At 44.6% G+C, this 14015-nt stretch carries 6 protein-coding genes; all 6 read left to right on the top strand.

Translation table 11 applies throughout. The annotated features are described in order from the left end of the window. Window positions 1-24: 24 nt before the first annotated feature. The 6 genes from OCV61_RS06485 (at window position 25) to OCV61_RS06460 (ending at window position 13813) form a co-directional block, all read left to right on the top strand. Window positions 25-2184, top strand: a complete 2160-nt coding sequence (locus OCV61_RS06485; RefSeq protein ID WP_158421133.1) for a Tex family protein — start codon at window positions 25-27, stop codon at window positions 2182-2184. Window positions 2185-2224: 40 nt separating this feature from the next. Continuing rightward, on the top strand, window positions 2225-3079 hold the full coding sequence (locus tag OCV61_RS06480) for a mechanosensitive ion channel family protein (RefSeq protein WP_158421132.1): 855 nt from the start codon (window positions 2225-2227) through the stop codon (window positions 3077-3079). 165 nt (window positions 3080-3244) lie between these two features. Next, window positions 3245-4102 (top strand): class C sortase, encoded by an 858-nt coding sequence (locus OCV61_RS06475; protein ID WP_158421131.1) that lies wholly within the window; start codon window positions 3245-3247, stop codon window positions 4100-4102. Next, complete coding sequence (locus OCV61_RS06470) at window positions 4099-5190, top strand: SpaA isopeptide-forming pilin-related protein (protein ID WP_158421130.1); 1092 nt, start codon at window positions 4099-4101, stop codon at window positions 5188-5190. The genes OCV61_RS06475 and OCV61_RS06470 overlap by 4 nt, the downstream gene beginning before the upstream one ends. A 231-nt stretch (window positions 5191-5421) precedes the next feature. Then, window positions 5422-6948: a response regulator transcription factor gene (locus tag OCV61_RS06465; protein ID WP_158421129.1), complete on the top strand. Its 1527-nt coding sequence runs from the start codon at window positions 5422-5424 to the stop codon at window positions 6946-6948. Window positions 6949-7228: 280 nt separating this feature from the next. After that, window positions 7229-13813, top strand: a complete 6585-nt coding sequence (locus OCV61_RS06460; RefSeq protein WP_158421128.1) for a fibro-slime domain-containing protein — start codon at window positions 7229-7231, stop codon at window positions 13811-13813. Window positions 13814-14015 lie beyond the last annotated feature (202 nt).

Raw genomic sequence — 14015 nt, 5'->3', positions numbered from 1 at the left:
GGCATAAGGAGATGATAGATTAACATGGATATTATACAGGTGATCACCCAGGAACTGGGTGTAAAAAAAGAACAGGTAGAAGCAGCGGTAAAGCTGATCGATGAAGGCAATACCATTCCGTTTATTTCCAGATATCGTAAGGAAGCAACCGGTGCCCTTAATGATGAACAGCTGCGTAATCTTTATGAGCGGCTGAATTACCTGCGTAACCTTGAAGATAAGAAGAAACAGGTGCTTGCCAGCATTGAAGAGCAGGGCAAGCTAAACGCTGAGCTGAAGAAACAGATCCTTGAAGCACAGACTCTGGTGGTGGTAGAGGATCTGTACCGTCCTTACAGGCCAAAACGCCGTACAAGGGCAACCATTGCCAAAGAAAAAGGACTGGAGCCCCTGGCAAATATTATCAGCCTTCAGATGACCAAAAAACCATTGGAAGAAGAAGCACAGGCTTTTCTTTCCGAAGAGAAGGAAGTGACTTCCGTGGAGCAGGCCATTGCAGGAGCAAAGGATATTCTGGCAGAACGGATTTCCGATGAGGCGGATTACCGTATCCGTATCAGGGATCTGACCACAAAGAAAGGAACTATCAGTTCTGTGGCAAAGGATCCAAAGGCTCAGTCTGTTTATGAAATGTATTATGAGTTTGAGGAGCCTATCAAGAAGCTGGCAGGTCATAGGATCCTGGCACTGAACAGAGGGGAAAAAGAGAAATTCCTCACTGTTAAAGTGAATGCACCGGAAGAAGAAATCCTCCGTTACCTGGAACATCAGGTGATCACAAAGGAGAATCCTGTTACCTCTCCTGTCTTAAAAGAAGTGGTGGATGACTGCTACAAACGACTGATTGCGCCTGCCATTGAAAGGGAGATCCGCAGCAATCTTACCGATCAGGCAGAAGATGGCGCCATCAAGGTATTTGGAAAGAATCTGGAGCAGCTTCTTATGCAGCCTCCCATTGCAGGGAAGGTTGTGCTTGGATGGGATCCGGCATTCCGTACCGGATGTAAGCTGGCAGTGGTAGATGCCACAGGAAAGGTGCTGGATACCACAGTGGTTTATCCTACTGCACCTACCAATGAGACTAAGATCCGTGCAGCCAAGGATACTGTGGAGAAAATGATCCGAAAGTACAAGGTATCCCTGATCTCTGTTGGAAATGGTACTGCTTCCAGAGAGTCAGAGCAGGTGATCGTGGACATGCTGAAGGAGATCCCGGAGGCAGGCGTACAGTACGTGATCACCAATGAAGCTGGTGCTTCTGTATATTCTGCAAGCAAGCTGGCCACAGAAGAGTTCCCTAACTTTGATGTAGGACAGAGAAGCGCAGCTTCCATTGCAAGGCGTGTACAGGATCCGCTGGCAGAGCTGGTAAAGATCGATCCTAAGTCCATTGGTGTTGGTCAGTATCAGCATGATATGAACCAGAAAAAGCTGGGAGAAGCTTTGTCCGGAGTGGTTGAGGACTGTGTGAACAAGGTAGGTGTGGATCTGAATACTGCATCTGCCTCCCTGCTGGAATATATTTCAGGCATCAGTAAAGCCATTGCAAAAAACATTGTGACCTACAGAGAAGAAAATGGCCGTTTTACCAACAGGAAAGGTCTTCTGAAGGTGGCAAAGCTGGGTCCTAAGGCTTTTGAACAGTGTGCCGGATTTATGCGTATCACAGGAGGTGATGATCCATTGGATGCTACAAGCGTGCATCCGGAAAGCTATGAGGCAGCAAATGCCCTTCTTAAAAAGCTGGGACACACACCAAAAGATATTACATCCGGAGGTCTGGGCAGGATCTCTTCCCAGATCCATGACTACAAAAAGCTGGCCAAGGAACTGGAGATAGGCGAGATCACATTGAAAGACATTGTAAAGGAGCTGGAGAAACCGGCAAGAGATCCAAGGGATGAAATGCCCCGTCCGATCCTTCGCACAGATGTACTGAATATGGAGGACCTGAAAGAAGGGATGATCCTGAAAGGAACTGTGCGGAATGTGATCGATTTCGGAGCATTTGTGGATATCGGGGTTCATCAGGATGGTCTGGTACATATCTCCCAGATGAGTGAGAAGTTTATCAAACATCCCCTGGAAGCAGTCAGTGTAGGGGATGTTGTGGATGTACAGGTGATCGGCGTGGATCTTAAGAAGAAACGGATCAGCCTTTCCATGAAAGGATTTCAGAAATAACAAAAAAGTATTGTGATCCGGCGGGGAGGTGCAGGATTTTATGGAAGAAACCGCACAGGAGCTTACTGATCATGTAAGCCAGTTTCAGAAATATCTGGATGAACACACGCCCGAGCTGATCAGCTTTGGGATCAAAGTGGTTCTGTCCATTGTGGTTCTGTATATTGGAAGCCGCCTGATCCGGTGGGTGCTTGGTCTTGTGAGACGCTCCCTGGGACGGACCGGGATGGATAAAGGGGCGGTACAGTTTTTGTGTTCATTCCTGAAAGCCCTTTTATATATTCTGCTGATCTTCGGGATCGGGATGAATTTCGGTATCAAAGAATCGTCCGTAGCCGCCCTTTTAGGTACTGCAGGCGTTACCATCGGTCTTGCATTACAAGGTGGACTGTCCAACCTGGCAGGAGGGGTAATGCTTCTGATCTTCAAGCCCTTCCAGGTAGGAGACTACATTATTGTAGATAAGGCCAATGGCTGGGAAGGGACTGTGTATAAGATCGAGATCTGTTATACTACCCTGCTATCTGTGGATTACAGGCATATTGTGATCCCGAATGGCACCCTGTCCGGGAATACAGTGGTCAATCTGACAGCAAGGGATATGAGGAAGCTGGAGCTGAAGATCGGGATTTCCTATGATTCAGATATGCACAAGGCAAAGCAGATACTGGAACAGATCATAAAAGATGATAAGGGCACCCGGGAAGATCAGGGAATGCTGGTATACGTAGATGAATTGGCAGAAAGTGCAGTGACCCTGGGGCTTCGTGTATGGGTACCTACAGAAGATTACTGGACGGTGCGATGGCGTTTGAACGAAACCATCAAAGATGAATTTGACCGTCAGGGTATCCGGATTCCATATCGTCAGTTGGATGTACATTTAATTTCCTAAATATGTTATATTTATCTTAGAATTTTTATATTTTCCAAAGACGTGTACTTGATTATACTATAATTAAAGTACCTGATAAAGCCAACCGGGTGCTTTGGAAGGAAAACGCCGGAGCAGAGGCGTATGAAAAAGTTACAATAAACTGACAGGGGAAAACCGGAGATTATGAATGAGAAAAAAAGACGGCTTTTTCTGCTGATTGGTGTGCTGTTGGTGCTGGCAGGAGTGGCTGTAAGAGCATATCCGACCGTAAGTAACTGGTATCGTGAATATACGGCCAGGTATGAAATCAAAGATTATTGCGATATTGTAGATGTAGAGAATAAGGATAGCCTTACCAAGATGAAGAACATGGCCACAAAGTATAATCAGGAGCTGGAGGAAGAAGGCGGGGACGTATCCGCTGTCAGCTATGATGACCTGCTTGCAGTAACAGATGCCATTGGTTTTCTGGAGATCCCGAAGCTGCAGGTTTATCTGCCTATTTATCACGGGGCGGGAGAGGATGTGCTTGAAAAAGGAATCGGACATATGCCCGGCACCTCCCTTCCTGTAGGCGGAGCTTCCACACATTGTGTGCTGTCAGGGCACACCGGGCTTCCATCAGCCAAGATGTTTACCCATCTGGATGATCTGGAAGAGGGGGACATGTTTTACATTCATGTATTGGACGAAGTATTGGCTTATCAGGTAGACCAGAAGAAGGTAGTCCTTCCTGATGAGACGGAAGATATAGAGATTATAGACGGCAAGGATTATGTCACACTTCTTACCTGTTTCCCTTACGGGGTGAACAGCCACAGGCTTCTGGTAAGAGGTGAGCGTACATCAAATGTTCCATCAGAGCTGTCCGTTCAGATGCCTGTGGAGCAAAATAACCAGGAGATGATGGCACCACGTACCGTGCTGATCATAGCAGGAGTATGCGTGGGGCTCTTCTGCATTTTCCTGATCTGGCTTGTGTGTCGGATCACCAGGGGAAAGAAGAAGGATGAGGACGTACGGGAGGAAGAGGAAAAGTGAAAAAAGGAAGAGTAAAGGCAGCAGTTATCTGTCTTGCGATTTGCTGCAGCATGCTGCTTGGCACAGTAAGTGCCAAAGCGGAACAAAAAGGCAGTATTACACTCAGGCTTGCACAGACAGCGGCTGGCATTGAAGTGACTCTCTATCAGATAGCAGGGTATGAGAATGATGGATTTGTGTACAAGGATTCTTTTGCAGGAAGCGGCATTAATGTATCCGGTCTGAAAACAGCCTCTGAATACGAAAAGGCAGCCGAAGGTTTGGCAGCTTTTGCCAAATCCAAGAAGCTTACAGGTACTGTGGCGCAGGCTGGTACAGATGGCACTGTTTCTTATAAGAATGTAGAGAACGGGATTTATCTGGCTGCCCAGACCGGCGGTGAGGATATTATGGTAATGCAGCCGGTGATCATACCGGTTCCTTACAGTGAGAACAGTACAGAGAAGTACGATCCGGTACTGAATCCTAAGACCACCTTCCCAGGCGGTGCAGTGATCCTGAATAAGACAGATCCAGATGGGAAAACACTGGAAAAAGCAGTATTTGCTTTATGGCAGAAGGTCTACCCGGAGGCAGGCGAGACGATCCCCCAGGGAGCAGTTTCCGGATCTGATGAAGGAGGAAACTTCTACTGGAAAGAGTTTAAGACTCAGCTTACAACAGACAGGAACGGACAGATCGTAGTTACCGATCTTCCTCTTGGTTCTTACCAGTTTACCGAGGAGAAAGCTCCTGACGGATTTGTAAAGCTTTCCCAGCCTGTAGCATTCAAGATCACACGGGCAGGACAGACAGCAGTGGTAAATGGAGTATATGTACAGGCTTCCGGAAATGTGCAGGTTTTAAGTGTGGTGAATCAGCCGGAAGAAGTGACACCTACACCGGAGATTACCAATACACCAGCTCCGGAACCAACAGCTACACCTGTACCTGATACACCATCAGACAACACACCGCCATCCAGCGGCACAACCAATGTAAAGACCGGGGATAACACACCGATCCTTCCTATGATCGCAGTGCTTGTACTGGCAGTGATCGTTGCAGCTGTTGTGGTGATCCTTAAGAAGAAAAAGCATGATAAATAACTCTTTATATAAAAAAGCATGATAAATACCTTCTTATATAATGAAGCAAAAAGAAGTCCGCAAGGGCTTCTTTTTGCATGTAAAAGAGAAAAAAATAACATTTTCTTAAATAATCCGCAGAGAAAAAAATAACATTTTTTTTAAATAATCTACGAAAAGCTTGTCATAAGAGAAAAAAATAAATATAATAAAAAGGTACACTTATTGTTCTAAATACAGGGGGAGTAGAAATTGCGAAAGATCTTGATCGCAGATGATGAGAGAATCGAAAGACAAGGGATCAGAAGCCTTCTCGAAAGAAAAGACTATAACCTGGAGATCCTGGAAGCAAGCAATGGCAAAGAGGCGTTGGAGATTGCCAGGAGCCAGAAGCCGGATATTTTATTAAGTGATATAAAGATGCCATTTATGACCGGACTGGAGCTGATGGAGAAAGTGCGTCAGTTTGATTCTGAGATGGCCATCATTATTTTCAGCGGATACAGTGATTTTGAATATGCCAGACTGGCGATCAAGTACGGAGTGTTGGGCTATGTGCTGAAGCCGGTGAATCCGTCAGAATTTTATAATGTGATCGACAAGACGCTTATTGCCATTGATGAGAAGAAGCAGACAGAAGTACTGATGCAGAAGAATCAGGATTTTATGGAGCAGTTTTATCTCCAGAAATATTTGAATACAGGCAGACAGGATATTAAGGCGGAAGCTATGGCTACGCTGGATGTTTCCTGGTGGGAGCAGGTCCGTCAGATGATCCTGATAGAGACTGCCACAGACTTTTTTGAAGAGCATGCAGAGGATTTTGAGACGGAACTGGCCGCTGAACTGAAGCTTCCATTCCATTATCTGAATTTGAGTGCCACCAGTTCTCTTCTCTTTTTTGATGACAAGGTAAAGGTGGATTATTCTGTGCTGGGACAGCATATCCATGGATTTATGAAAGATACTATGAATGCAGAATGCTATGTGGCTGTTTCCAGTACGATTACATCCGATTTCAATATGGCAGATGCCTATCAGGAAGTAGAAATACTTATGGAGAACCGCTTTTACAGGTCGGATATGTGGGTTTATATGCCGGATATCAACTGGGAAGGCAAGGATAATTACGATGTGGTGGTTGATCTGCTGGAAAAGATGGAGAATGATGTGCGGCTTCGGGACCTGACCCATTTGTGGGAGCATTTCCGTAAGTTTGCCGGACAGAAGCAGCAGGGAGGGAAGTTTTCTCATATTTTTGTGAAGTTTTCCTGCTCGAATATTGTAAAGGAAATGTATAAGGATATGAATTTCTCTTCGGACAAATGTGCAGATGCCATTGAGAAGCTGTATCAGTGCACTACAGTTCAGGAGATCATCGATATCCTGGAGCAGAATATCCAGCTTTATGAGGATACCATGTTTTCTAATCAGAGTGGTGCCAGAAGCGATGTAGAAAAGGTTAAGAGCTATGTGTATGAGCATTATGCAGATGAGCTTAGTGTGGAGATCCTGGGGAAGGGCGTGTATCTTTCACCTGGGTATATGAGTTACATATTTAAGAAGGAGACAGGGGAAGGCCTGACTCATTTTATCAGGGAATTTCGTCTGGAGAAAGCCAAAGAGCTTCTTTGTACCACTAATAAGAAGATCGTACAGATCTGCAAGGAGACCGGCTTTACCAATGCCTCCTATTTCTGCAAAAGCTTTCGTGAATATTATGGATGCAGCCCTGAGAAGTTCCGCAAAACATCCGGAAATGGGGAGGATATAGGGTAGCATATTTTGATATTTTGTGCTATTCATTTGTATAGGCATACTTACGTTAAATATTGACATGAATAAAAATGCTGCTTATTTTGGGCTGATTCCTGGAAAAGCAGCTTTTTTTACCAAAAACAAGCCTATTCTTTATAATAGCTTTTTATATTTTACAAAAAGTTATACGTTTCTGGGAAATGTAATATTCCATTGCTGTAATTCTACAGCTATAATTAACAATAGAAGTCAGTGTGAATGCCGTCCGGCTTAGGACAGCGATTTTGGAAGGGTGAGGAACATGAAAAAGCGAACATGGCAGAAAGCAGCAGCGCTGATCGCTTGCGCTGCGATGATCATAACAACACCTGATATTTCAAATCTGGTAAATGTCAGCGGTTCATCCTATGAGGATGAGACCACAGGAGTTGAGTTCATCAGTAATGAGGCAGAGGATGTGGAAGCTGTTTCTGAGGATGAAGACGGATTCTCCGGTACTGAGATTTCGGATGAGAACCAAACTACGGATACTGATTTTTCTGCATTTGATGCAGATACTGATACAGCCGAATTTGTTTCTGATTTTTCATCCGGTACGGATGAGGGAACAGATTCAGCAATGATTACTGACACAGAGACTGAAGTCCAGCCAGCTGCAGCGGTTATCCTTGAAAGTGCAGATGCCCCCCAAGCGTCAGCAGCAGTTCAGGGACAGCCAAGATGGGTACATATTACTTCCAACGCATCCAGTACCCGGCAGGGCAAAGCGAGAATCCGTCTGTATATGACGGATGATCAGGACGACAGTCCGGCCTATATATTGTATACATCCCTCTTTTCGCAGTGGCAGGAGACCGTTCCGGAACAAGAACCCTCATCCGGGGCGGTGACCCTTCCACCCACAAAGCTTGAAGGAGCTTTGAATGGAACGGATGTACTTAGCGTTTCCCGGGTACAGGAGTACCTGAAGGATGATAATGGGGAATACGTATTAGACGCTAATGGAAATCTGATCACTACCGCATGTTATCTGGAGTATGAGCTTGCTTCAGGCAGCAGTGCGGATTTTTATGCAGCTTTTGTTTATAAGACACAGGACGAAAGCTATTCTTACAAAGCTGATCTGAAGGCCAGTGTTACTTGGGAAGAGGAAGAACAGTCCCAGGATGTGACCCTTCCAGATGATACAGGGAAGATCACGCTTACCTGGGACAGCAGTGCAGAAGCATCCGGGGATACCATCAGTGCAGATCCGGAAGTGGCGGACAACCAGGAGGACGAAACATCAGGGGAAGAAAGCCAGGAGCAGCCATCCCTGGTGCGTATTTCTATGACCAAAACTCTGGAGGCCGGGTGTCAGGATGTGGCAGAGGACGCTTCTGATACAGAGGTAGAGGATGTTTCAGATGAAAATACAGATTCAGCAGATGAGAATACAGAGAATACTTCTGCAGAGTCAGAGATCGCTTTATCCGGTCAGCTTTATGGTGTACATGTGACAGCACAGGATCTTCATACGGATGCTACAGCAGACAGTACCATTAAGCTGGATCTGAAAGACATGGGATCCGGACTTCCGGTTTCCGGCCTTTTCGTTTCTATGGGAAAGACAGAAGAGGAAGCATTAAGCGGCGAAGCCTGTGACAGCAGCGTGATCCCCAATGGACTGACAGATGGAGATCTGACAGTGACACGAGTGCAGAATGATTCAGAGGATTATCTTACCTTCCAGCTGCCGGCTGGGGATACCGCTGATTTTTATGTAGGTATTTCCTACCATGCACTGGAAGAAACATATCATAAGACTATTGGCATAGAGCCGGAGGCACTGCAGGAAACCAGTCTTCAGGACGTAGATGCACAGCAGCAAGCTGATCCCCAGAACATAGAAGAACAGCAGTCAGCAACAAATGCGGAGCTGGATGTGCTGTCTGCGCTTCCGGGAGCCATTCCTGTGGAAAGCGAGACTGCAGATGTCCAGGATGAAACTTCTCAGGATCCGGAGTCCCAGGTTGACACAGAAGGGGATGCTGGAGAAGATGCAGGGAAGCAGCTGATCAGCGTGCTGGAGAGCGGAGCCGCAGCCATTACATTGGCCTGGGCAGATAACACAACACCATCCACCGGGATGGTATACTTTGCTGCACCAGCAGACTGGATCAGTAATGGGTACACGGTGAAGGTTTGGACACAGGCAAATCAGAGTGATACCAATGGTACACTTACAGTGATGACGGATACAAAAGCATCCTATGATGGGATGAAGGTATATGCACTTGAAGTGACCAGTGCAATAAAACCATATGCAGGTCTTTACACCCTGCTTTTTCAGTCATTTAATGCTGAGGATAAATATAATACCGAGCTTGAACCCTTTAGAAAGCAATGGACGGATGAGAGTGTATTTCTGAATAAGCTGTATAATTCCGCAACTAAGACATGGGTGGCTTATACACCATTTGATCCGAATGATCACACTTCCTTTAAAGGGAAGACCATGTACTTTGAAAATAAGACAGAGCAGGCCCTGGACAAGGTGAAGGCAGTCTTTTATGAGAAAAACAATGGAGAACTTCAGCAGGTAGATTCTGTTGAAATGACAGGAAATGCAGGGAATAAAGCAAACGGCTATTCTGTTACCATTCCAGATGCTCCGTGCTCTTATGTACGGTTTATAGATGCTTCTTCCGGGAATGTACTGGGCGACCCCTATTCCAACTTCTATGGACAGGGTGTAGGAGAAGATGGTGTAGAAAGCGTACTGTTTGCAGAAGGTTCTACAGATTGCTACAAATATGCAGGCACAGCCGAGGATTCCACCTGGGGTGTACTGGGAAGCAGAACAGTTTATTTTGACGCTACATATTCCAAACTGTCATATAAGGGAAGTGACGGTGTGGCATCGGCATACAGCATACCTGCAGAGGACGGAACTTTTAAATACTATATCTCTGGAGATGGCAAAGAAGCTATTGAAGGGGATATGACCCTTGTATCCTCTCATTCTGAAAATGGACATACCTGGAAGGACGTGTACAGAGCAGAATTACCGGAAGGGTATACAAACATTGCATTTTTTGGATTTGATCCCAGTGGTGCAACGAATTTCGGCGAGCATGGCGAGAGTACGAACACACTGACCATTCCAACAGATCTGGTGAACCCATGCTTTTATGCTGATGCAGGAGATACAGTAGTATATGACAGTGGCCAGCGAGACGGTTACTGGGATGAAGTTTATACCATCCGAAATGCAGAAGCAAAGAAATCTGACAAAGATGTAGTAGATGTTGCAAAGGATACATTTACCAGAGCATCAGATACCCTGTATGTAAATTCTACATTTTATGATTATTATACAGACTATGAATTAAATGGAAATAACCGTGACAATTATCCTGGAGTAAATGGTACAAGTTATAGGAACTGGGTAACATACCGTGAGTTTGACCAGGCGTTGAGTGATTACTATCAGGCAAATACCTCGTCAATTCCCATTTATGTTGGACATTTCCAGCCAAGCTATTCAGACTGGGGATATCGATTTAGTGGCATTGCATCCACACTGAATCTGTATGGATATGATGATAATTACAATAATTTCTTTTCGACAAACAACTCAGCACTTGATATTAACGGAACTAATAATAACGATTATGCAAGAATAGCCAAGGGACTTGTAAAGGATACATTGGCAGATGGAAATCTGGTAGCAACAAAAGAAGGATCAATTCTTCCATTATTTAATGAAGTTTTTCTATTGGGAAATAACAGTAAAAACGCTGTGATCGGAGATGTTTACCATAATGTAGCATTCCCGTTCAAGCAGGAAGACCTGGATAATAATGGAGTGAAATACTGGGTATTTGACAGTAGCAAAACTACGTTGTTGATGAGACAGGATTCTGCTACAGGAGAATACCACCTGCAGGATCCAGGAAAATTGTATGAGAATTGCACGAACCTGAATAGCTCCAGTGCACCACAGGATAAGCATGGCTTCTTCCCATTCAATGAAGGCTCTGCTTCTAAAAGTGCTAATACATATAATTATGGTTTTGGAGCCAAGCTGGAATTCAATTTCAGGCTGACTGAGGACGGAAAGGTTACAGACAAAAATGGCAACAAAGTACCTATTGAGTTTAACTTCTCCGGTGATGATGATGTGTGGGTATTTATTGACGGAAAGCTTGCACTGGATGTGGGGGGCGCCCACAGTCCTGCAACAGGAAAACTTGATTTTTCCACATTAACGGCCACCGTCAGTGATGTAAAGGCAAGTGCAGGAGATGGAAGTCCAACCAAAGAGACAAAGTTTGAGCTAAATGGAAAGAAAACAGCCGAACATACCTTGACCATGTTCTATATGGAGCGTGGTATGTGGGAATCCAACATGAAGGTTACTTTCAACTTCCCAGATGAGAATCAGCTGCAGGTGGAGAAACAGGTAGACACTACTGGTGTAAACAGCCTGTTCAGTGATCTTTTTAAAGACACTTCTATCTTTAATTTCTCCATCAAGAATCTGGCAACCCATTATGGAGAAAGGAAAGTGACTTCAGACGCTGCAAAGCCCTTGAGAATTGCAGAGCAAAGTTACAATGTTGCACCAATTCATAAAGATAATATATTTGCGAAGGTTGACAGTGGTGACAGCAATCTTACAGGAAGTGTTCATTGGTATGCAAAAGAGGATGATGCGGACAGCAGTTATAGAGATCAGCGATATGGAGAATTGACACTGAATAGTACGGTGGACATTTCAAAGATGGCTTATCTGGAGATTAAGTTCTATTATGATTACATGGATACTCCATCCCTGTCCAACATGTATCTGCAGTTTGTAGACAGCAGCGGAAAAATAGGCGGCAATCTTGGCACGGATACACTCTCCGGTCGTACCTATGGGGCGGTTTCCATGAAAAGTAAAGAATGGGTAACAGTAAAGCTGGATCTTAGCAAGATGTCCTGGAGTGGCTTTGACAAGACGAAGCTTAGCCAGATTCGGTTCGGATATAACTATCCAAGAAATTTCTACCTGAAAGACTTTGTGTTCAGGCCTACGGTTGAGATTTCTGAGCCTACCGGATTTGTTACCAAACAGTATGAGATCCCGGATTATGACTCTGCCAGAAGCGGAAAACTGGAGATCCCGGAGGGAGCTACCTATACCTCTACATCAACTAAGCGTGATGCCCGTGTGATCGGTGATGATGGAGAGTTTGTATTGGAGGATCATGAAACCATTACTTTCAAAGATCAGTTCCGAAGGGGAAGCTACATATCCCTGAAGGAGGAAGTTGATTCCGACTTGTTTGATACCACCTGGACCATGTATGAGAATGGACAGGCAGTTGCCGGAATGGGAACCGGAACTACTGTTACCAATGCAAGTTCTATACCAAGCATGACAAACCATACTGGCACAGCCATTGATGATGGACGAACAGAGGCAAAACTTACCGGAAATGATGCAGATGGACAGAAGCAGGATAATGCATATAATGGTACAAAGCCAACTGAAAGTACTTTTGTATTCCGCTCTTATGCAGATCCTGACAATACAACAACAGCAACAAAACTGAAAGCAGTCTTTTACAATAAAGTAAAGACCGGTACCCTGAAGATCATCAAAACAGCGGCTTATGGCGAACAACTGTCAGGCGAGTATAAATTCCGTGTTACCTTTTCCAATGTGGGTGACCTGGGATTGGAAGATAAGCCTATTACACAGGAGTATACCATTAAGCTGAATGGTGATGGACAACCGGGCTCATGTGAAATTACCGGGATTCCGGTAGGAACCTTCTTAAAAGTAGAAGAGATTTCCACAGATGATGGTTCTACTCTGGACAGCATTATGATAGATGGAATCGAACAGCCTAAGGGAACTACAGCAGCAAAGGGATATATCAAATCTTCCGGAACTACTGTAGAGACTACTTTCCGAAATACAAAGAAACCAGTTGTAAACATTTCTGTAGAGAAGCTTTGGAAGAATGCAGACAGAAGTGATTATAAAGGGAATCTTCCTGAGAAGATTTATGTACAGCTTCAGAGAAGACCGTCTGGTACTGATACCTGGGCACCAGCAGATAGAAATGCAAATGCCTATACAGAGCTTGTAGGCAATATGTACACCGGAAAATGGCTGACTTCCTTTACAGGATTGGATAAATATGTGGACTATAAACAAGAACCCAAAATAGATTGGCAGTACCGGGTAGTAGAAGTCAGTGTGGGTAAAGATGGTGCAGTTACACCTATTAAAAGCGGAAATACGATACAGTTTTCAGAAGGCCGGTTTGCGGTAACCTATAAAAATGAGGAAAGGATCAATTTTACTGATAAAAATGCAGGAGAAGAGATCATTACCAATACATATCAGCTTCCAAAGACAAGAATACAGATTCTGAAGATTCAGGCTGGTACATCAGGAAGCGATGTGGTGAAGCTGGCAGAAGCAGTATTCCGTCTGGAGAAGATGACAGCAGACGGCAGCAACGTTGACAGCAACTTTGTAGCGCGTAAGGCCACAACCTCTGATGAGCCGAACCTTGGACTGGCAGCATTTGATAATCTGGAGGATGGAATTTACCAGATCACAGAAATTCAGGCTCCAGAAGAGTACAGCCTTCTGGCTTCCCCAATCAAAGTAGTACTTAACCGAAAGGGTAATTCGATTCTTGTAGACAACCAGGAAGTTTCTGACATGCTGCATGATGATACCATTACCATTCAGGTTGCGGATCAGAAGAAATTCAACCTTCCTGCAACAGGAAGCTGGAGCAGACTGATCCTTGGATTTTCCGGTGGGATTCTCATCGGACTGGCTGTAATCATTTATCTGTTACAAAAGCGGAGAAAGGAGGGCAAAGCTTCCTGACCGCAGAGAAGCAGACAGATGGTGCAACAATAAATGTGTGAGAGATATAAAAACAGCGAATGTTTATAACAAAAATTACAGGAAAACAGAAACGCTGTATAAAAAGAAAAATAGGTAATTGCGAAACTCAAATTTGAAATATGAGAGCAGTTATCCACAATAAATGGAGATGATAAATGCAGAAACGTTAAATGACGAAATA

Source organism: Blautia ammoniilytica (assembly GCF_025566965.1).
Lineage (GTDB): Bacteria > Bacillota > Clostridia > Lachnospirales > Lachnospiraceae > Blautia_A > Blautia_A ammoniilytica.
Note: the sequence above shows the minus strand (reverse complement) of the source record. Positions and strands in the feature narration are given on the sequence as shown.